Origin of the sequence: Streptomyces sp. NPDC127068, assembly GCF_042724695.1 — a bacterium.
Classification (GTDB): domain Bacteria; phylum Actinomycetota; class Actinomycetes; order Streptomycetales; family Streptomycetaceae; genus Streptomyces.
Map to the genome: position 1 here is coordinate 52,903 of NZ_JBHXEN010000009.1, position 19,840 is coordinate 72,742.

The 19,840-nt window shown below is 68.2% G+C and carries 22 protein-coding genes and 1 pseudogene; 10 read left to right on the forward strand and 13 right to left on the reverse strand.

Annotated elements, in window-relative coordinates:
• Window positions 1-71: 71 nt before the first annotated feature.
• From ACFWIA_RS07675 to ACFWIA_RS07685, 3 genes are all read left to right on the forward strand, one after another.
• Window positions 72-536 (forward strand): DUF1801 domain-containing protein, encoded by a 465-nt coding sequence (locus ACFWIA_RS07675; RefSeq protein WP_387001410.1) that lies wholly within the window; start codon window positions 72-74, stop codon window positions 534-536.
• A gap of 335 nt (window positions 537-871) precedes the next feature.
• Complete coding sequence (locus ACFWIA_RS07680) at window positions 872-1,840, forward strand: ATP-binding cassette domain-containing protein (protein WP_387001412.1); 969 nt, start codon at window positions 872-874, stop codon at window positions 1,838-1,840.
• The gene (locus tag ACFWIA_RS07685; protein ID WP_387001414.1) at window positions 1,837-2,688 is read left to right on the forward strand and encodes an ABC transporter permease; all 852 of its coding nucleotides are present in this window, start codon (window positions 1,837-1,839) and stop codon (window positions 2,686-2,688) included. Before ACFWIA_RS07680 ends, ACFWIA_RS07685 begins: the two co-directional genes overlap by 4 nt.
• A gap of 447 nt (window positions 2,689-3,135) precedes the next feature.
• Here ACFWIA_RS07685 and greA read toward each other — a convergent pair whose 3' ends face one another.
• Window positions 3,136-3,633, reverse strand: coding sequence for a transcription elongation factor GreA (gene greA, locus ACFWIA_RS07690; protein WP_385486233.1), 498 nt, complete (start codon window positions 3,631-3,633; stop codon window positions 3,136-3,138).
• Between the two features lie 271 nt (window positions 3,634-3,904).
• Window positions 3,905-4,309, reverse strand: coding sequence for a DUF4307 domain-containing protein (locus tag ACFWIA_RS07695; RefSeq protein WP_385486231.1), 405 nt, complete (start codon window positions 4,307-4,309; stop codon window positions 3,905-3,907).
• Between the two features lie 124 nt (window positions 4,310-4,433).
• Here ACFWIA_RS07695 and mca point away from each other — a divergent pair, with 124 nt between their 5' ends.
• Window positions 4,434-5,315 (forward strand): mycothiol conjugate amidase Mca, encoded by an 882-nt coding sequence (mca, locus tag ACFWIA_RS07700; protein WP_387001417.1) that lies wholly within the window; start codon window positions 4,434-4,436, stop codon window positions 5,313-5,315.
• Window positions 5,308-5,553 (forward strand): hypothetical protein, encoded by a 246-nt coding sequence (locus ACFWIA_RS07705; RefSeq protein ID WP_387001419.1) that lies wholly within the window; start codon window positions 5,308-5,310, stop codon window positions 5,551-5,553. The genes mca and ACFWIA_RS07705 overlap by 8 nt, the downstream gene beginning before the upstream one ends.
• A gap of 110 nt (window positions 5,554-5,663) precedes the next feature.
• On the opposite strand, the gene ACFWIA_RS07710 is transcribed toward ACFWIA_RS07705, so the two are convergent.
• The 6 genes from ACFWIA_RS07710 to ACFWIA_RS07735 form a co-directional block, all read right to left on the reverse strand.
• Entirely contained in the window at window positions 5,664-6,731 is a 1,068-nt protein-coding gene (locus tag ACFWIA_RS07710; protein ID WP_387001420.1) for a protein kinase family protein, read from the reverse strand.
• Window positions 6,718-9,006, reverse strand: coding sequence for a CDP-glycerol glycerophosphotransferase family protein (locus tag ACFWIA_RS07715; RefSeq protein WP_387001423.1), 2,289 nt, complete (start codon window positions 9,004-9,006; stop codon window positions 6,718-6,720). Before ACFWIA_RS07715 ends, ACFWIA_RS07710 begins: the two co-directional genes overlap by 14 nt.
• Window positions 9,007-9,320: 314 nt before the next feature.
• Complete coding sequence (locus ACFWIA_RS07720) at window positions 9,321-9,737, reverse strand: VOC family protein (protein WP_387001425.1); 417 nt, start codon at window positions 9,735-9,737, stop codon at window positions 9,321-9,323.
• Between the two features lie 5 nt (window positions 9,738-9,742).
• On the reverse strand, window positions 9,743-10,162 hold the full coding sequence (locus ACFWIA_RS07725; protein WP_387001428.1) for a helix-turn-helix domain-containing protein: 420 nt from the start codon (window positions 10,160-10,162) through the stop codon (window positions 9,743-9,745).
• 140 nt (window positions 10,163-10,302) lie between these two features.
• Window positions 10,303-11,913 (reverse strand): hypothetical protein, encoded by a 1,611-nt coding sequence (locus tag ACFWIA_RS07730; protein WP_387001430.1) that lies wholly within the window; start codon window positions 11,911-11,913, stop codon window positions 10,303-10,305.
• A gap of 895 nt (window positions 11,914-12,808) precedes the next feature.
• Window positions 12,809-12,967 carry a hypothetical protein gene (locus ACFWIA_RS07735; protein WP_387001432.1) on the reverse strand — a complete coding sequence of 53 codons (159 nt, stop codon included), beginning with the start codon at window positions 12,965-12,967 and terminating at the stop codon, window positions 12,809-12,811.
• Here ACFWIA_RS07735 and ACFWIA_RS07740 point away from each other — a divergent pair.
• Window positions 12,966-13,601 (forward strand): hypothetical protein, encoded by a 636-nt coding sequence (locus ACFWIA_RS07740; RefSeq protein ID WP_387001434.1) that lies wholly within the window; start codon window positions 12,966-12,968, stop codon window positions 13,599-13,601. The genes ACFWIA_RS07735 and ACFWIA_RS07740 overlap by 2 nt on opposite strands.
• A gap of 100 nt (window positions 13,602-13,701) precedes the next feature.
• Here ACFWIA_RS07740 and ACFWIA_RS07745 read toward each other — a convergent pair whose 3' ends face one another.
• Window positions 13,702-14,880 (reverse strand): acyl-CoA dehydrogenase, encoded by a 1,179-nt coding sequence (locus tag ACFWIA_RS07745; RefSeq protein ID WP_387001436.1) that lies wholly within the window; start codon window positions 14,878-14,880, stop codon window positions 13,702-13,704.
• A 329-nt stretch (window positions 14,881-15,209) separates the two neighbouring features.
• On the opposite strand from ACFWIA_RS07745, the gene ACFWIA_RS07750 reads away from it, so the two are divergent.
• The 3 genes and pseudogenes from ACFWIA_RS07750 to ACFWIA_RS07760 form a co-directional block, all read left to right on the forward strand.
• The gene (locus tag ACFWIA_RS07750; RefSeq protein WP_387001438.1) at window positions 15,210-15,635 is read left to right on the forward strand and encodes an NADPH-dependent FMN reductase; all 426 of its coding nucleotides are present in this window, start codon (window positions 15,210-15,212) and stop codon (window positions 15,633-15,635) included.
• A 124-nt stretch (window positions 15,636-15,759) separates the two neighbouring features.
• A complete protein-coding gene (locus ACFWIA_RS07755) occupies window positions 15,760-16,110 on the forward strand; it encodes a DUF5959 family protein (RefSeq protein ID WP_387001440.1) in 351 nt (116 codons plus the stop codon).
• 4 nt (window positions 16,111-16,114) lie between these two features.
• Window positions 16,115-16,244, forward strand: a pseudogene (locus ACFWIA_RS07760) (DUF255 domain-containing protein); the annotation flags it as partial.
• Between the two features lie 38 nt (window positions 16,245-16,282).
• Here ACFWIA_RS07760 and ACFWIA_RS07765 read toward each other — a convergent pair.
• Window positions 16,283-16,690 (reverse strand): PIN domain-containing protein, encoded by a 408-nt coding sequence (locus ACFWIA_RS07765; protein ID WP_387001442.1) that lies wholly within the window; start codon window positions 16,688-16,690, stop codon window positions 16,283-16,285.
• On the reverse strand, window positions 16,687-16,959 hold the full coding sequence (locus tag ACFWIA_RS07770) for a hypothetical protein (protein WP_387001443.1): 273 nt from the start codon (window positions 16,957-16,959) through the stop codon (window positions 16,687-16,689). The genes ACFWIA_RS07765 and ACFWIA_RS07770 overlap by 4 nt, the downstream gene beginning before the upstream one ends.
• Before the next feature lie 376 nt (window positions 16,960-17,335).
• Here ACFWIA_RS07770 and ACFWIA_RS07775 point away from each other — a divergent pair, with 376 nt between their 5' ends.
• Complete coding sequence (locus ACFWIA_RS07775) at window positions 17,336-18,196, forward strand: hypothetical protein (protein WP_387001445.1); 861 nt, start codon at window positions 17,336-17,338, stop codon at window positions 18,194-18,196.
• Between the two features lie 16 nt (window positions 18,197-18,212).
• Here ACFWIA_RS07775 and ACFWIA_RS07780 read toward each other — a convergent pair whose 3' ends face one another.
• Complete coding sequence (locus ACFWIA_RS07780) at window positions 18,213-19,079, reverse strand: TIR domain-containing protein (protein ID WP_387001447.1); 867 nt, start codon at window positions 19,077-19,079, stop codon at window positions 18,213-18,215.
• Window positions 19,080-19,138: 59 nt separating this feature from the next.
• Entirely contained in the window at window positions 19,139-19,678 is a 540-nt protein-coding gene (locus tag ACFWIA_RS07785) for a hypothetical protein (RefSeq protein ID WP_387001449.1), read from the reverse strand.
• Window positions 19,679-19,840: the final 162 nt, after the last annotated feature.

Sequence of the window (19,840 nt, forward strand, 5' to 3'; positions counted from 1 at the left end):
AAGCGGGGCTCTCCCCCCACGGTTAGCGTCGACGTCACTTCCCACCGATCACGAGCAGGAGAGTGACAGCGATGAGCGCGGACGGCAGCACCCACGAGGAGCGGACCACGGGTGGCTTCTCCGAGCAGGAACGTGCTGCGATGAAGGCGCGCGCCGCGGAGCTGAAGCAGGAGAAGAGCCGCGGCGGTCGCGGCAAGAAGGCGGCGGCCGAGGAACTCGACGTGCTGTCGAAGATCGCGGAGATGGAACCGGCGGACCGTGTCCTGGCCGAACGCCTCCACCTCGTCGTCACGAGCAATGCCCCGGAGTTGTCGCCGAAGCTGTGGTACGGACAGCCGGCCTACGCCCACCAGGGGAAGGTCGTGTGCTTCTTCCGCAGCGGGCACGTCGACAAGGAGCGCTACTCGACCTTCGGCTTCACCCCCGCGGCCAACCTGGACGACGACGGCCTGTGGCCCACGTCGTACGCCGTCACCGAGCTGAGCGAGAGGGCCGAGGCGGCGCTCGCCGCGCTCGTCCGGCAGGCCGTGGCCTGACGCCCGGAGCGGCTCCCGCCCGCACGCGCCGGGCCCGTCATACGGATGACGGGCCCGGCGCGTGCGTGTGTCCACCCGTCACCGCCGATCCCCTGCGCCGTCCCCCGTTTCGCCGACGGTCGCGGAAAACCAGTTGAGCAAACGCGATACATCGCGTTATGGTGCGTGTCCTGGGTCACTCGCGGCGACTCCGCAGAGTAGGGCTGCGCAGCGCTGTGTCGCACGGGGATTTTCCACGCCCCGCGATCGTGCACACTTGGGCATCTCGGGCATTTCATGTTTTTCGTTTGATGCGTCACCCGGCCACGGGCGACCGAACCACTGGGAGTAACCACATGCCAGGCGCCATCTACGCCGAAGGTCTGGTCAAGACCTTCGGTGACGTCAAGGCGCTGGACGGTGTCGATCTCGACGTCCCCCAAGGCACCGTCCTCGGCCTGCTCGGCCCGAACGGCGCGGGGAAGACCACCACCGTCCGCTGCCTGACGACACTGCTCCGACCCGACAGCGGTCGTGCGGTCGTCGCGGGCATCGACGTCCTCAAGCACCCGAACGACGTCCGCCGCTCGATCGGCCTCTCCGGCCAGTTCGCCGCCGTGGACGAGTACCTGACCGGCCGCGAGAACCTCCAGATGGTCGGCCAGCTCTACCAGCTCAAGGCGAAGGCCGCCAAGGTCCGCGCGGGCGAACTGCTCGACCGGTTCGGCCTCGCGGAGGCCGCCGACCGCCCGGCCAAGACGTACTCCGGCGGCATGCGCCGCCGGCTCGACCTCGCCGCCGCCCTCGTCGTCTCCCCGCCCGTGATGTTCATGGACGAGCCGACGACCGGCCTCGACCCCCGCAACCGCCAGGCCCTGTGGGAGGTCATCCAGGAACTCGTCACCGGCGGGACGACCCTCCTGCTCACCACGCAGTACCTGGAGGAGGCCGACCACCTCGCGCACGACATCGCCGTGGTCGACCACGGCAAGGTCATCGCCCGCGGCACCTCCGACCAGCTCAAGGCCCGCACCGGCGGCGAGCGGGTCGAGGTCGTCGTCCACCAGCGCGAACACATAGCCGACGCCTCCGGCGTGCTCGCCGCGCTCGGCAAGGGCGAGGTCACCACCGACCAGCACACCCGCAAGCTCACCGTGCCCGTCGTCGGCGGGGCCAAGCTGCTCGCCGAGGTCATCCGGGAGCTGGACGTGCGGGGCATCGAGATCGACGACATCGGGCTGCGCCGCCCCACCCTCGACGACGTGTTCCTCTCCCTGACCGGCCACGTCGCCGCCACCACGACCGCCCAGGAGGCCGACCAGTGAGCGCCGTGACCGAAGCGGTGGAGATCGCCGCACCGAAGGGCACCGGCGGGGCCCTCCAGTCCGTCCGGGACTCCCTGGTCATCGCCAAGCGGAACCTGATCCGCATGTCCCGCATCCCCGAGATGATCATCTTCGGGATCTTCCAGCCCGTCATGTTCGTGGTGCTGTTCTCGTACGTGTTCGGCGGCTCCATGAACATCGGCGGCTCCACCAGCCCCGAGGTGTACCGCGAGTTCCTGATGGCCGGCATCTTCGCCCAGACCGTCACCTTCGCCACGGCGGGGGCCGGCGCGGGCATCGCCGACGACATGCACCGCGGACTCGTCGACCGCTTCCGTTCGCTCCCCATGGCGCGCGGCGCGGTCCTCACCGGGCGGACCCTGGCCGACCTGGTCCAGACGGCGCTGACGCTGCTCGTCCTCGCGATCGTGGCGCTGCTCGTCGGCTGGCGCACCCACACCAGCGTCCCCGAGGTGGTGGCCGGGTTCGCCCTGCTGCTCCTGCTCGGTTACGCGTTCACCTGGATCGGTGCGCTGATCGGCCTGTCCGTCCGGACCCCGGAGGCCGCGACCTCCGGCGGGCTGATCTGGCTCTTCCCGGTGACGTTCATCTCGACCGCCTTCGTGGACAGCAGCAAGATGACGCCGTGGCTCCAGCACGTCGCCGACTGGAACCCGTTCAGTGCGACCGTGCAGGCGTGCCGTGAGCTGTTCGGCAATCCCGGGGTGGTCGAGTCCTCGGCCTGGCCCATGCAGAACCCGGTCTGGGCGTCCCTGCTCTGGTCGGTGCTGATCATCGTGGTCTTCCGTACGCTCGCCGTCCGCAAGTACCGCAACGCGGCGGCCTGAACCGGTTCGGTTCAACGTCCGCGTTGCCCGGGGGCGGTGCGCTGTTCCGTGCGGTGCGAGGTGCTTACTCGCGCAGTTCCCCGCGCCCCTGAGGTGCGTCCACCTGATGGTGCGCTGTTCCGTGCGGTGCGCGGTGTGTTTCGCGCAGTTCCCCGCGCCCCTTACGGGGCCGCTCTGGCTCGGGTGCGCTGCCCTGTGCGGGCGCTCCGAGGGGCGGGCGGGCGGCGACGAGGAGCGCCCCATCAAGGGGCGCGGGGAACTGCGCGAATCGCACCGCGCACCCGAGGGGGACGGCGCACCCGGAGCCGAACGCACCGGACAGCGCACCGCGCACCCGAGCGGAGCAGCGCACCCGGAGCGGAACGCACCCGAAAGGGCCCCGCCCCCGGGACTACGCGGACACAGCAACGGGGCCCCGGGAAACGTCCCGGAGCCCCGTTCGTACGGTCAGCTGGAGTACGGCTTCGCAGCGAGGACCTTGACGGACGCGAGCTTGCCGTTGGGCAGCTCGTACGTCGCCTCGTCACCCACCTTCTTGCCGTTCACACCGACGCCCAGGGGCGACTGCGGGGAGTAGGTCTCGATGTCCGAGGACGGGTACTCACGGGACGCCATGAGGAACGTGAGCGTGTCGTCCTCGTCGCCGTCGAAGGCGATCGTCACGACCATGCCGGGCTCCACGACGCCGTCGTCCGGCGGGATCTCGCCGATCTTCGCGTTCTCCAGCAGCTGGGTGAGCTGGCGGACCCGGAGCTCCTGCTTCCCCTGCTCCTCCTTGGCCGCGTGGTACCCGCCGTTCTCGCGCAGGTCTCCCTCCTCGCGCGCCGCCTCGATCTTCTTGGAGATCTCGGTGCGGGCGGGACCAGACAGGTACTCCAGCTCGGCCTTGAGCTGGTTGTACGCCTCCTGCGTAAGCCAGGTGACGCTCTCACTGGTCTGGGTCACTGGTGCTCCTCGTCGGTACTGGGAATACAAAGCATCGCCCTACCGGAACAGGGTGTGCCTACCGGTGGGCGAAACCACGAGCCTAACAATTTCGGCGCTGCAGGGGGAGGACATATCGCATCAGACTTACATCAACGCAGGCCAGCGCCGTGCGGATCTCGTACGGCCCTCCCAGAGAGCATGCGCACCCGCACCCGCCGACAAACACGGCGTCGGCGGGCGGTCACCCGCGGTTCACCGACCGGGCGGGAGGGCCCCGCGGGAGCCGGTGCTACCCGTCGGACTCGCAGCCCACCAGCTCGGCGGAGGTGCCCCGGGCCGTCGTCCGCAGGGTGATCACCTCGTCGATGCGATCGGCCCGCTGGTCGAAGCGGAAGTCCGCGCGCCCCACCTCGGCCCCGTCCTCGGACTGCGAGCGGACCGTGCAGTAGCCCCGGACCGAGGCGTCCTTGCGGACCTCCAGGTGCACCTCGACGGCGCTGTCCGAGACCACCTTGAACCGGATCAGCTCGGCGCTCACCGCCTTGCCGGTGATGTAGCCGTACCCGATCCAGGTGACCAGGGCCAGCAGACCCACGCCCAGGACCGAACCGATGATCTTCAGCTTGCGGTCGACGTGCTCTTCCGCGGAGCGGCCGTACCGGCCCTCCGGGAGCTGCTCACGGACCGCGCTCATGATCGTCCTCCTGGTGGGGGTGACGGGACGGGGTCCCGGAATTATTCGCCCCCCGATTCGGTCACTATAGAAGCCGCCCATCGCGCCCCCTCATCGGGGCGCCGTATTCGACGAGGATCGAGTCTTGACTGAGCAGCTGCGACTCATGGCCGTGCACGCCCACCCGGACGACGAGTCGTCCAAGGGCGCGGCCACCATGGCGAAGTACGTGTCCGAGGGGGTGGACGTGCTCGTGGTGACCTGCACGGGCGGCGAGCGCGGGTCCGTACTCAACCCGAAACTCCAGGGTGACCAGTACATCGAGGACAACATCCACGAAGTGCGCAAGAAGGAGATGGACGAGGCGCGCGAGATCCTCGGCGTCCAGCAGGAATGGCTGGGGTTCGTCGACTCGGGGCTGCCGGAGGGCGACCCGTTGCCGCCGCTGCCCGAGGGCTGCTTCGCGTTGGAGGACGAGAACGCGGCGGCGGGGCGGCTGGTGCGGAAGATCCGCGACTTCCGGCCCCAGGTGATCACCACCTATGACGAGAACGGCGGCTACCCGCACCCCGACCACATCATGACCCACAAGATCACGATGATCGCGTTCGACGGCGCGGGCGACGCGGAGGCGTTCTCCGAGGACGCGTTCGGGCCGGTGTTCCAGCCGGACAAGCTGTACTACAACCAGGGCTTCAACCGGCCCCGCACCGAGGCGCTGCACCAGGCGATGCTCGACCGCGGCCTGGAATCCCCCTACGGGGACTGGCTGAAGCGCTGGGACGAGTTCGAGCGGGTCGAGCGGACCCTCACCACGCACGTGCCGTGCGCGGACTTCTTCGAGATCCGGGACAAGGCGTTGATCGCGCACGCCACGCAGATCGACCCGGAGGGCGGCTGGTTCCGCATTCCGATGGAGCTCCAGAAGGAGGTCTGGCCCACCGAGGAGTACGAGCTGGCGAAGTCGCTCGTCGATACATCCCTCCCCGAGGACGACCTCTTCGCGGGCATCCGCGAGAATGCCTGACATGAGTGTGAGCGCAAGCGCGAGCCAGGTGGTCGCCAACCTCGTCCCCCTCGCCGCCGAGGTCGACAAGAACAAGGTCACCCCCGGAGTGCTGGGGTTCATCGTCTTCGCGGCGATGGCGGTCGCCGTCTGGGGCCTGATGAAGTCGATGACCAAGCACATGGGCAAGGTCGACTTCAAGGAGGTCCCGGCCACGGGAACCACGGACGACAAGGTCCGGGCACCCCGCGAGCCCTGATCCACCCCGCCCGCGGCTCGTCGTGAGCGCGTGACGGTTCGCGGCCCGGAACGTCCGGGTCGCGGGCCTTCGGCTGCCCGCGCGACCCGCCGGCCCGGTGCCGGACGGGGTCAGAAGCGTCCGATCCGACGGACCTCGTCCTGCGGGTAGGGGGTCTTCCGGCTCCGGTGCTGGAGCTCGCGGAAGAAGTCCGCCATCAACGCGGTGAGCGGCGCGTCCCGCGCGATGATCGCCGCGGCGGCCTCGGGCAGCCCCACCGGGCGCTCGCCCCCGGCGTACGCGCGCACCCGTGCCTCGCGTGCCTCGCGGTCCCGCGGGTCGTCGCCGTGCAGGGCGGTGACCAGCCAGTTCACCAGGTAGGCGGTGGTGAAGCTGCGGTCGTAGGTCCGGTGCCGTTCGGAGAAGTCGGCGTGCTCCCGCGACAGCGCGAAGCGGGACGAGGTCGCCAGGCCGTAGTCGGCGAAGTAGAGGCGTCGGCCGTCGGTCAGCACGTTCTCGAAGTGCGCGTCGAAGTGCAGCAGCCCGCGGTCGTTCATGAACGAGATGCCGGCCGCCAACTGGGACTCCACCATCGCGCAGGCCCGGTTCGTGCTCTCCTCGCCCGCCGCCACCTGCGTGCCGAGCCAGTGGTGGAGGTGGTGCGGAACGTACTCCAGGAACAGCGCGACGCTCGCCGAGGAGTCGCGCAGGGCGTGGATGCGCCGGCGCACCTGCGGGCTGTCGCCCCAGTACGCGACGACCGCCTCGACGTCGGCCAGCTCCTCGTGCAGCGGCGTCGCGTCCGGCAGCACCCGCCAGTGGTGCAGCAGCGGGAAGCCCTCGTGTGCGCCCGCCAGCACCCAGTTCGTCGTCATGGTGTGCACGGCCAGCTCCCGCCAGACGCCGAAGCCCGGGCCGCCGAGGCCGTACTGGCAGAAGTCCGGCAGCTCGAACAGGTTCGCCGTGGACCGGACGTTCTCCGCTCGCCGCTCCAGGTCGGTCAGGGGCACCCGCTTCACGAAGACCCGGCGTCCGGCGACCTCCAGCAGGGACGACTTCCCGCCGATGCCCCTTCCGAGCGGTACGGCCGCGTCCACGAGTGCGCCCAGGGCCTCGTCACTGTGCAGCGCCAGGGCGGTGGAGACCTCGCCGTGGGCCGTCAGCCGCGCCCCGCGGGCCAGGTCGTCAGGTGCCGTCACCGCTACCTCCCCGGCGCTCGGCGGAGGCGGCGGCCTTGCGCGGGCTCGGCGCGAGGGTCCGCTCCGCCATCGGCAGCGGGGCCGGGGCGAGCGCCTGACCCAGCAGCGTGCGCCGCACCACCCGCTCCGCGGCGTTCCCGTCGTCCCAGGAGCAGAACCGCTCCCGGAAGGCGGCCCGCAGCGCGGCGGTGCGCTCGTCGTCCCAGCGGCCCTCGCGGAACGTCTCGATCAGCTCGTCCTCCGTGGTGGCGACGGCCCCGGGGGTCTTGCCGGGCTCGCCGGACATCAGGTCGAAGGTGACGCCCCGGGAACGGACGTACACGTCCCAGTCGTCGGCGTAGGTGACGATCGGCCGGTCCAGCACCGCGTAGTCGAACATGATCGACGAGTAGTCCGTGATCAACGCGTCGGACGCCAGGCACAGTTCCTCGACGCTCGGGTGGCGCGAGACGTCGATCAGGGCGCCCTGCTCGGTCAGCTCCGTCAGGCGCTGGTCCTGGCCGTAGAAGTAGTGGGTGCGGACCATCAGCACGAACCCGGGGCCCAGCGCACGGCTGACCCGTTCCAGGTCCAGCCGGGGAACGTAGCCGACCTGGTAGTCGCGGGCGGTCGGGGCGTACAGCACGGCGATCCGGCCCGGCTCGATGCCCAGGCGCTCCCGGATCGCCAGCACCTCGCGGCCGTCCGTCCGGGCGTACACGTCGTTGCGCGGGTAGCCGGCGTCCACCGACTCGAAGGAGCACGGGTACACCCGGTCCCACTGCTCGCTGGAGTGCCGGTTGGACGAGACGCTGAAGTCCCAGCGGTCGGCGCGCGCGAGCAGCTTCTCCATGTTCATGCCCTTGGCGGCGGCGGGGTAGCGCTGCTGGTCGATGCCCATGCGCTTCAGGGGCGTGCCGTGGTGGGTCTGTATGTGCACCTGGCCGGGTCGCTTGACGAGGTGGTCCGCGAAGTTGACGTTGTTGACGAAGTACTTGGCCCGGGCCATCACCTCCCAGTAGCGGGGCGTGTGGGCGACGACGTGGTCCACGCCCGGCGGGAGGCTCTTGACGGCGTCCGCGCGCACCACCCACACCCCGCGCACGTGCGGCGCCAGCTCCTTGGCCTTCTCGTACACCGCCAGGGGATTGCAGGCGGGCGTCCGGTTCCAGTACGCGGAGTAGACCGCGAGGTTCTCGTCGATCGGCCGCTGCAACTGGAGCCGGTAGTAGCTGGCGTAGGCGCGCTTGCCGACCGTTCGCCGGGCCTTGCGCAGCCCGTCGGCGCCGCGCAGCCGAGTGCCGTTGACCAGCTTGAGGGCCTGGAAGCCGGAGTACGAACCCCGGGCCACCGCCTGGAACTTGGCGCCCTGCACACCGGCCGGCGGGGTGAAGCCGGGCGGTACGTGGCGCTTGTACATCTCGGTGGCCCGACGGAAGAACTCGGGCCGGTCGGCGCGCACCACCCGGCTCTCGCGGGCGAAGGTGTGCAGGACGTGGCTGATCATCCGCTCGAAGAGCATCGGCCGTAGCCGGTCCAGGTCGGGGCGGGTGTCCAGGAATTCGAAGAGCCGCTGGTACTGCTCGAAGATCGTGAAGTGCCGGCGGCCCGGCGTCTGCATGGAGTTCCCGTTGCGGCGCTGGCGGTACTCGACGCAGACGTGGTCGAGGCAGACCGCGCGTTCGGCGGTGAGCATCGTCGTGTAGACGACGAGGGCGTCCTCGTACAGGCCGTCGGTGAAGGCGAAGCCGTTCTCGACGAAGAAGTCCCGCCGGTAGACCCGGTTCCACACCACGGCGAACATCGACAGGAACTCGGTCCGGTCGGCCGGCCGGAACACCTCGGTGCCGGTCCGCGCCAGCAGGTCGGAGGTGGCGCTCGTGCGGACCTCGTTCCACCAGTAGGTGCGGACGTGGTCGACGATCAGGATGTCCGGGTCGTCGGTGAGCGAGAGCCGGTCGTGCATCGCCCGCAGGGTGCCCGGGGTGACCGTGTCGTCGCTGTCCAGGAAGAAGAGGTAGTCGCCGCGGGCCCGCTCCACTCCGGTGTTGCGGGCCCGGCCTATCCCGCCGTTGGACTCGTGCCGGACGGTCACCACCCGGGGGTCGCGGGCGGCGAACTCGGCGAGGACCTGTCCGCTCTGGTCCGGTGAGCAGTCGTCGACCGCGATGATCTCGAAGTCCGTGAAGTCCTGGGCGAGGAGGGATTCCAGGCACTCCCGCAGATAACCCTGGACCTTGAAGACCGGGACGACGACGCTGAAACGGGGGGAGGGCGTGGGGTCGCTGGAGGGCATTGCCGTACTGACTCCTCGTGATCAACCGTGTCGGGAGAACGCGTCGGCCCTCACCGCGGGACGTAACAAGACTTCGACGCACGTTCCCCGCAAAAGGTTGCCGCGTCAACGTGAGACCCCGCCGGGGCGGGGCGGGCCGCCGTCACAGGAGCCCCGGGAGTACCCGTGCGCCTCACCGGAACCCCTGGTGGGGCCCGGGGGAGACGCGTCGCGGACCGGTCCCGCGGCCCGCCGGACCGGTGTGAGCAACCCCTCACACGGTGCTGCGCGCGGTGGCTCGGGTGGTGGCTCGGGCGGTGCCGCGGGCCGGGGGGTCAGGCCCGGCGGGGCTGGTTGAAGCGGAGCATGTTGCCGGAGGGGTCGCGGAAGGCGCAGTCACGGACCCCGTACGGCTGGTCGACGGGCTCCTGGACGACCTCGCCACCGGCGGCGCGGATGCGTGCGAACGTGGCGTCGCAGTCGTCGGTGCGGAAGATGACACCGCGCAGGTGGCCCTTGGCCAGCAGCCGGGCCATGGCCTCCCGGTCGGCGGGGGAGGCGCCCGGGTCCGCGAGAGGCGGTTCGAGGACGATGTCCACGTCGGGCTGGTCCGGGGAGCCGACGGTCACCCAGCGCATGCCCTCGAAGCCGACGTCGTTGCGTACTTCGAGCCCCAGGACGTCGCGGTAGAAGGCCAGAGCCTTGTCGTGGTCGTCGACGGCGATGAAGCACTGCGAGAGGTTGATGCCCATGTGCTTCATGCTAGGCGCGGGGGAGTGATCCGGCCGTTCCGGACCGGCCGGGTGTGGATCTTGGCGATGCAGGCGGGGACGGCGGCTCCTGCGTCGTGCCGCCGGGCCCGGTAGGCGCTCGGGGTCTCGCCGACCAGTTCGGTGAAGCGCGAGCTGAACGAGCCCAGCGAGGTGCAGCCGACCGCGAAGCAGACCTCGGTCACCGACAGGTCGCCCCGCCGCAGCAGCGCCTTGGCCCGCTCGATCCGTCGTGTCATGAGGTAGCCGTACGGTGTTTCCCCGTAGGCGGCGCGGAAGCTGCGGGAGAAGTGGCCCGGGGACATCAGGGCGACGCGCGCCATCGCGGGCACGTCCAGCGGCTCCGCGTACGCGCGGTCCATCAGGTCGCGTGCCCGGCGGAGCCGGACGAGGTCGTCCAGATTCACCCCTCCACCCTGCCACACCCTCCGCGGTCGCCCCCTGACGTGCCGCCCCCTGACGTGCCGGCCCCCTGACGTGCCGACCTCTGACGTGCAGGCCCGGTGCCGCGGGAGCCCCGGCGGGGCGGCCCCGCGGCCGGTGCGGTTCAGAACAGCGAGGTCACGTACAGGCAGTGGGTGTAGCTGTAGCCCGGTTCGATCTTCTGCTTGCTCGACTTGGTGTCCCCGAACGTCGAGGTGCCCGTGGCGGCCCGCTTCTGGAGGAAGTGGTAGTTGCCCGCGGGCAGCAGCAGCGTCGCCTTCGGGTACTTCGAGGACGGGCCCTTGCACGCCTTGACCTTCTGGCCGCGCGGGAGGAACAGCTCCGAGTACTTGGTGCAGTTCGCGCACGACTTCAGGGTGGCCCGCCCGGTGACCGGCCCGGTGTACAGCACCTCGACCGAGCCGGGGCCGTCGTTGCTGATGACCAGCACCATGCGGGAGCCGCCGGCCGGCTTGGCCGGGGGCAGCTTCTTCCCGGCTCCGGGTGACTCGTCGGCGATCTCGGCCGCGATGGCGATCGACCGGGCGTGGTCGGCCCGCGCGCTGGTCGGGTAGTCCTTGGCGTACTGGGTCATCGTCGTGACGGCGTCGCTGAAGTCCTTGCCCTTGAACTGCCAGGTGCCGCAGGCGAACACGCCCTTCTGGACGGCCGACGACGCCTCCTTCGCGACCTTCCCGACGGCGGGGTCCGTCAGCAGGGCGAGGGAGGAGCGCAGGGTGCGCAGCTGGCTCGTGGCGCTGCACGGGGCGTCACCGGAGAGCGCGGTCGTGCGGGCGTCGATCGCCGTGCGCACGGCCGGCCCGACCTTGGCCGCGTGCTCGGACTCCGGGAAGGTGTCGTACAGCGCGTTCAGGCTGTCACTGGCGGACGGCGTCACCGTCTCCACACCGAGCGCGGCGATCCCGCACTCGTAGAGGGAGTGCGCCAACGGGTCGTCGGTCTTGGCGGGCCGGGTGCCGAGGAGGTCCTCGTCGACGGTCCGGGGCAGCCCCCTCAGGTACGTGAGCGGTGCGACGGCGTCGCAGTACGCCTTCTTCCCGTACGGGACCGAGATCTGCGCGTAGTACGTGTCCAGCCGCTCGGGGACGAGCTTGCCCGCCCGTGAGCCCCGGTGCTCCGTGCCGAGGTCCTGGTACTCGCCGAGGGCCCTGCGGTAGATCGGCTCCGCCTTGTCGAAGGCCAGGCCGTCGGCGGACTTCACGAGCGTGTCGGCGGCGGCGAGGCGGTCGAGCAGCGCCTGTTCCCGCGCCTCGTCGCGGGCCGAGCCGTACGCCAGCGAACCGCCGGCGGGCACCGCGAGCAACACCAGTGCGAGCGGGAGCGCGAGGCGCCGGAACGGTTCGCCGACGGGGAGGGTCGCGCGCAGGCCGCGGCGGGCGCCGTCGGCGGCTGCGGCGAGCAGGAAGACGCCGTACCCGACGAGGAGTCCGACGGGCACGCCGTCGACGTCGGCGGGGAGCGCGGCCACCAGGAGGGCTGCGGTGGCGATCCAGCAGAGCGCGGCGCCGACCCAGTTGCGCAGGAGGACGTAACCGAGGCCCAGGCCGGAGAGGTTCAGGAGGCCGGTCGCCGCGGCCTGTGCGGGGTTCGCCGCGCCGTGGGGGGCGGCGGAGGGCGGTGCGGCGGGGGGCGGGGGCCCGTACCCGGGCGGCGGGCCGCCGTAGCCGAGTGGCGGGCCGCCGTGGCCGGCTGGCGGGCCGTCATGGCCGGGCACGGCGGTGCCGTGGGCGGGTGGTGCGGTGGGGGGTGGCGGTGCGGTCCAGGGGGCTGCGCCGCTCGTGGTGGGGGGCGCGGTGGGTGCGGGGCCGGCGGGCGGCTCGGCGGCGGCGGGTGGTCCGGCGGCGGGTGGCGGGCCCGGCGGCGGCTGGTTGGGCGGCGGACCGGGTGGTGCGTCGGGCGGCGGGGCCGGTTGACCGGGTGGTGGGCCGGGCGGCGGGCCGAAGCCGGGCGCGGGTGCGGGCGCGGTGGCGGCGGGCGGCTGTTCCGGTGCTCCCGAGGTCTGCTCCTCTGCGGGTCCGCTCGACCCGGTCGGGCCCGTGGGGCCTTCGTCTAATGCGCCGCCGCCGGTCGACCGGTCGACCGGCTCGGGACGTGCGTCGTTCGGCTCTGCCCCCACTGGTTCCCCCTCGTGGGTCCATGCGCGGTGGCATCCCACCGACGCCTTCTGGCACCTACCCTTCAGGGTTCCCGCACGCGCGTCTACCGATCCGACAATCGGTGACCAAGCTGCGACCGACGGCTACGGAACCTCGCCGTCCGAACGCGCCTCCGCCCCGTCCCTCCGACACGAGCAGGATCCCGTGCCGAGCAATCCCGTAGGAAGGTTCGTACCTCGTCGACGAGGTGCCCGAGGCGCTCGGCGGGGATGTTCCCCGGAACCGCTCCATCTGCTCCGGGAGACCTCATGCCAGTCGACACCGGACCCCTCCGAGCACCGCCCGGGCGGCACGCCTCCCGAACTCGCGACGGGGCAACAAGCGGAGCTGACGCCGGCTGCGTCTGACGAGTCACCCGAGCCCGGCACCCGTCGTCGTCCTGGTCATCGGCCTGGGGATCGTCGGCGCCTTCTCCTGGATCGGCAAGCAGTTCGAGGAGGAGAATCCGCCCCTTTACGTGTCCGGGAGCCACTCGCCGAGGAGCGTGGTCACCACCCCACCCGGTGCGTCGTCGCCGTCCCCGTCCCGGGTGGCCTCCCCCGCGCCGGGTGCACGGTCTTCATCGGCGGAAGGCGAACGGGCGGGCCAGTCCGAGGCGGAGAGCGAGGGCATGCAGTACTTCCGCGACGTCTACCTGTGCCCGTGGGAGGCATGGGTGGTGAATCGGGCCCCCGGGGACCTCGGTACGGTCCCCGCGCGGGAGGACGGCTCCCCCGACCCCGAGGTGATCAACGACGAAACGGCGGGCGACCCCGGCCGCACGCGCTTCACCATCGACATCCAACCCGTCGACGACAGGCCCTTGCAGATCAAGGAACTGCGCATCAAGGTCCTCGAACGGAAGGCGGCTCCGGCCGCCGACGTGGCGACGTTGGTGGGACTGCAGGTCGGCGGCTGCGGAGAGAACCCCACGACGCTGAAGGCCCGTGCCGACCTCGACGGCGGAGCCGACTTCGCGACCGTGAGGTTCGAGGGCAAGGGGCTGCCGCAGGAACTCGTCGAAGGGAAGGGCCTCAGCATCGGCGTCACCGTGGAGACCCGCGCCTGCGACTGCCGATGGGTCCCGGAGATCGTGTGGGCCAAGGACGGCGAGGTGAAGGAGACGGAGTTCCGGATCGGCGGGAAGGACTTCCGCACCCTCGCGACCGACGGGCTCCAGCGCCGCGCCTGGAAGCAGGACCTCAACACGAGGGCATGGACGAAGATCGCGTTCGACGAGTCGATCCTCGGCCGGCGGGAGCCGTGAGGCACGCTCACGGCCCTCGGACGCGACCGACGGTGAGGTGGCGCGAGGCGGCGCCGTTGGTCCACGGAGAACGGGAACGCCCGACCCGGCCGGTCTCCGGTCAGACCAGGTCGAGGAAACTCCACCGGGCGTCCGGCCGTCCGCCGCTCAGCCACTCGCCGCAGCCCTGGAGCACGACCGGGTTGGACGTGATGTGCTGCGCGCCCGTGCCCAGGTCGCGCAGGAATCGGTCGAGCGGGCCGCGGCGAATCGCCGCCGAGCCGGCCCAGCGGTGCACGGTGTGGCCCACCTCGGACACGGTCGAGGTCGTGTGATTGAGCGCGAGACGGATCAGGGTGTCCTGCTCCGAACTCGGCAACTCGCCTCTGTCCAGGGTGTGTTCGACGTCCTGCCACACGTCGTTCGCCCAGGCCCGAGCGGCCCGCAGCTTCGCTTCGGCCGTCGCGTACTCCGCGTGGAACTGGGAGGTGTCGACCGCGGCGCCCCGCGAACCGCGCCGCGCTGCGGCCACCCGTTTCATCTCGTCCAGGAGCCGCCGGCCGACGCCGAGGGTCCACCCCGTGTGCCCGATCGCCGCCAGGTTGACCAGGCCGAGGCGGTAGAGGGCGCCGCCGTTGACCGGGGTGTTCGTGGTCGCGACGTACGTGTGCTCCCGCGGTACGTACACGTCGGTGCAGTGGTAGTCGACGCTGTGCGTCGCACGCAGCCCGAGCACGTCCCAGTTGCCGTCCAGGGTGACCTGCGACTTCGGCATCGCGAGAACCAACTGCTCACCGGTGCCCTCGACCTGGATCCCGCTGTGGATGTGGGTGGCGTGCGCCATCCCGGAGGCGAACTGCCACTGACCGGTGACCCGGTAGCCGCCCTCCACGGGCACGGCCCGGCCGGGGCGCGTGCCGTGCCCGGCCACCAGCGCGTACGTCCCGTTCGGCACGTCAGGGAACAGTTCGGCCGCCGCATCCGCGGTGAGGTACGCCGCGGTGGTCCCGGTCACCATCTGTAGCGCCATCATGGTCCAGCCGGCCGCGGCGTCGTGGTAGCTGACCCGCTCCGCCGTCTCGATCAGCTGTCGCGGCGCGAACTCGTACCCGCCGAGGCTCAGCGGGAGCTCGGCCCGTACGATCCCCGCGTCGAGCAGCGCCCGCGCCGTGTCCTCCGGCAGCCTTCCCAACTCCTCGGCGGCTGCGGCCCGTTCGTCGAGCGCGCCGCCGATTGCGTCGATCCGCTCCAGCACCCCCGCCAGTTCCGCACTGACATGCAACCGACCCTCGTCCCCCACGAAATCCCCCTCCTCGCGGTCCGTACCAGATTCTCGCACTCATGTTCCGTACCCCTCGTGACCTACTTCCACCGCGGCCCGGGCTCACGATCGGCCCCCGCCGGTCCCACGACAGCGGGCCGTCGCCGCGCCGAACTGCTCGCCCGCGTCGGTCCCGACCCGCACCCGGCGGTGCCGGCGCCCGCACCGCTGATCGGCATCGGACACCGGCCGCCGGGCATCGCCGCCGCGATCGGCGTGGTGCTCTTCGTCGGCGCCGTCGTCTCTCACCTGCGGGTCGAGGACGTGAAGGGCGCTCCGGCGCCGTCGTCCTCGCGCTCCTCGCGACCGTGCCGGTGGCCCTCGGCCGTTTTGGCCTCCCCCACCTCGACGAGCCCGCCCCCGCGGCCTTCGGCGTCTACCGCCACGAGCACACCAGGACCTGGTCGGACACGATCGCCGGGTTCGACGGCTTCGTCTTCGTCACCCCCGAGTACAACGCCTCCGTTCCCGGCCCGCTGAAGAACGCCATCGACTACCTGCACGCCGAGTGGGCCCACAAGGCGGCCGGGTTCGTCGGCCACGGCGCCCACGGCGCCACCCGCGCGGTCGAGCACCTGCGCGGCATCCTGGCCGAGCTGCGGGTGGCGACGGTCAGCAGCCAGGTCGCCCTGAACGTCTTCACCGACTCGCCATCGTCGACCCCACCCGGCCCGGCGAGATCACCCCCGGCGAGCACCAGGAGCCCACCCTCCACGAGCTCCTGGACGACCTGATCCTGTGGTCCGAGTCCTTCAAGGGCGTCCGCGAGACGCTCGCGCGCATGGCCGCGACCACCGAGGCCTGACACCGGGACCGCCGGGCCGGGCGGCCCCGTCGACGCCGAGGGCGAGCATCCTCATGACGGGACCCGCTCCCGCGGATCTGATCCACCTCGCCGGCGCGGACGGCAACCGCTGCGTCGTGCGCGTCACGGGGTGCGATCGGCCGGGCGGGCTCACCGGTCACGACATCCTGCACGTGAACGTGCTCGTTGCCATGGACTCCGTCGACGCGCTGCTCGGACTCCGGCCCCTCCCGTACGACCTGGGCAACGGGGAGCGGCGGCTGACCGCCCTGGGGCCGGGCGGTCCGGCCGCCCTCGGCGGAGACGGGGCACTGAGCCTCGATGATCTCCACGCGCCGCTTCGCCGGCCTCTGCGGACGTCGGTCGACACGTGCCGCTCCGGTCCGCCGCTCCCGGCGCTGTGAGCGGCTGGCTCGTACGAACCGGCTGGCTGGTGTGACCTCGCCGTATCTGCTTCAGCATACTGACAATCCGGTCGACTGGTGGCCGGCGCGACGTACCCGTTCTGCTGTCGATTGGTTACTCTGCATGTCGCTGGTGGCAGTGGAACGCGCGAACCCAGTAGTCAACCAGTGCTCACACCTCTCTGATGACTACGTGGCTCCCGCAGAGTTTTGACCAATCGTCGCGGTCGGAAGTCAGCACGATCACGGGGGCCGGGACGCGGAGCGCGAGTGCGGCGACGAGGGCGTCGATCGCGTACTTGTGTCCGTGCAGTCCGCCTGCATCCTGAAGCAGCTCCACTGCGGTTAGGGAGTCCTCGCGACTGACTGGTTCCACCCGCAGCCTGGAGAGCACCCACTTCAAGCGTGGCAGATCGGTCTTCCCGTGCACGGCTTCGACGATGGTCAGCACGGACACGAGCACGGTAACTCCGACCTGCCGGGATGCCTCGATGCGAGCCGCCATCTTGCGGTCGTTACGCAGCAGCAGGGAGAGAGCCTCGGAGTCGAGCACCAGCGACCGGGCCGGCTGCTCCTTCACGCAGCGCCCCGCTCTGCATCACTGGCGAGCTCTTCTCCGAACAACTCGCGGCGAGCGGCTTCGATTTCCTGCTCTGTGAGCGCGCCGTGCTCGTCTTCGTGAGCCGCGACGATCTCGGCGAGCCCGTCCATGGCCAGCTGATGCCTGACAGCCTCAGTGATGTAGCTGGACAGCCCCCGGCGGCCGGCTCGAGAGCGGAGCTCGATGACCAGCTCGGCGGGCATGGACACGGAGATGTTCTCGGTGGTCCCTGCTCTGCTCTGCTTCATGTTCAGAGTGTACGACAACCTCTATTACATGCGAGAGCTTCACCGCTTCGCAGTGAGTTGGTCGACGGCCAGATCGCCTTCAACCCGGTGAGCTTCCCCGGCCTGGGGCGAGGTGCCTACTGGGGAGACGACATCCTTTCGTCTAGCCGGCGCCGCCCGGCAGGATTGAATCAAATTTTCGACTCTCAAACTATTGCGAAATGTAATTATCAAGATAAAAGATGACAGATTTGGCTCAGTGGGTATATGTCGACTCTGGAGTTCCTCTGTTGTGGCGAACTCGATCGTGATGTTACCTATTTGAATATAAACGTTCGAAATTGATCAGTTCAACTCCCTGATGGCGTTGCTTTATCGATGTCGGTATATTTTTGAGATGGTCATCGACAGCGGGCTTCCTCAGGATGCGCCCACGCCGCGTCTCGTCCAAGTCACTCCGAAAATGGCGGAGACTCTACTGTCCCGAACAGTGGTCAATCGCCGCTTGGATTGGGGGCAAGTAGATTTTTTGGCTGATTCAATTATCCGCAAGGAATGGCAGTTAACGCATCAGGGAATTGCGCTCGATGGACCTCTTGATACGGGGTATCTTCTTGACGGCCAGCACCGCTTGAATGCCATTATCAAGGCTGGTGATCCAGTGTGGATGTATGTTTTCGAAGGACTTCCGAGAACTGCGTTCCCTGTCCTTGATACAGGGAAGCGCCGAAGTGGTGTGGACACGCTCTATTCCACTGGTGAGAAGTATCTTCCCGTGCTTTACTCCACCATTCGTCACGTTCTTCTGTTCAAGAACATTCCGGACTCCTCGTGGAGCGGCAGTGGAGCTCGAATCGCGAATGGCCGGATTCTTGCGGCACAAAGCGGAGACAGCGCCATGTATCGAGAGGCTGTGGCGATGGGCCGCGAAATTTCCAAGCATGTATTTGCGAGTCAAACTGGGGTGGCGGTAGGATATTTTGTCACGACGGAGGCAGCCCCCGCAGTGAAGGCAGATAGCTGGGTCGAGGGACTGACCTCAGGTGCAAACCTTGAGATTGGAGATCCACGGCTCGCTCTGACCAAGGTCCCTCATGTGAAGAGGAGGGGCGCCAAGCGGCGGTATAACATGCGTGAGCAAGTAGCTATTTACATTAAAGCATGGAATGCCTGGGTCAAGGAAGAGAAGGTTGAGAACCTGCGTTTCAAGAAAACAGAAAAAATGCCGACTCCTGTGGAGGAGAAGTTTGACCGGTGAATTGAAGTTTCGCATGCTAGGGGAAGTCGACTCCACTGCGGATTAACGCGTTTCCTGACGCATTCATCACGACCACGGACCTGCCCAGAGACTTGGCTATGCGTTCAATGAAATCGCGCGACAAGAATACGCTACCGTCTTCCGGGTGCCATGCCGTAACGATTACCTCGGCATTTCCCCACGAGGACTCGATCACCTGCCATCCAACCTTCGCGAACGATGATGAGATGAACTCGTCTTCGCTGATGCGCCGGCTGCGTGACAGTTTTTCCTCGGCTTGATTGACCTTTCCTTCTAGGCTAGTCCCACGATATTCTTGTTTTCGAACCAGCATGAGAATCTCTTCAAGCATCTCTGCCTCAGACCGTTCGATTGAATGTCGTGCACCTTCTGGTGGTGATGTTGTCCGAGCTTCTTGGAGGGCCCTTTTCAGTTCGGGCCAACTCCGCGTGAATGCCCGTTCTAGGCGATCTTCCGCCACCATGCGTCCTGCGGATGTCTTGTTCATATCGCCAATCAGCTTTCGGACGTCGTCCCGACTTTCTCCTGCGGTTGCCTGAAACTTGGACAGGGGGCCGGCTAGGTCTGCAATTTTCATATCAATAAGAAAAGGGGCGACGTGTGCAATTTCGAATTTCTTGGCGAGTGAGCCTGCCTCGAAATTAATCCACTTCGATGCTTCATTCTCCGGGGTGACGCAGATAATTCCGAAATCTGTTGCGGCAAGTTCATGGGTAATCTCATCGATTCCTTTCCCTCCTTTGGCGATGTCTTGACTTGAGACCCAAGGATCAATCTCTTGGATGACATCAGGAAGCCAGCGTTTGAGAGCCTCGGCAACTTGCCTGGAGCGCTCTCCGGACCAACTTAGAAAGACCTTCACAAGGATTTCTCCTCTGTGCTCATTCGCCGTTGAGCATCTGTGTGTTCATTGCGGTCGGATCATCTCAAAAGTTCCTCTTGCTCGATTTTAAGGGTGATGTACGACTCGCGCACGTACGAAAGGAAACTGCTTCCTGGGTGACGGATCGGCGTGGAATCGTTAACGGCAGCGGTGTCCCAGTCCGCCAATAGAGCATCGTAGGTTGCTGCATGGGCGCAGAATTCAAGAACCACTGCCGGCATCTCCCTTTCGATAATAAGATCTCCCCGCGCGGTGACGATTTCCCTTATCTGCTGGGCCCTTGGAGCAAAGACCGTCTCAACCCACACACGCCATCGCGTCGACACCGTCTCTGGCAGTGGACCCTCTGGAAAATCTTCCGGATTGAGCGGGAAGTATATTCTTCGGTATTCTTTCCATGCCAGTTCGTTGGTCTCTGCCAAAATGAGAAGCGGACCGTAGAGGTATTCCAGCTGATTGCTGACCCAGTTGATTCTTTCATTTCTGAGGGATTTGCGAACTTCACCTCGATGATTCAACCAGTGCGCCATGATTGCAATTGCGATACCAGTTCCAGATGTCACGATTGCTGCAATCATTTACGTCCTCTCTGGCGATGGTCCGCAGCTTATCCAAATGGGGGCGACGTTAAACCTTGCGGTCAATGGTGTTACTGTAACTTTATCTCTGGGGCTGAAGCGGAGGGGGTGGTCGTGGGTTAGTGATTCGCTTCCAGTTGATCGACAGCTTTGAAGCGCGAC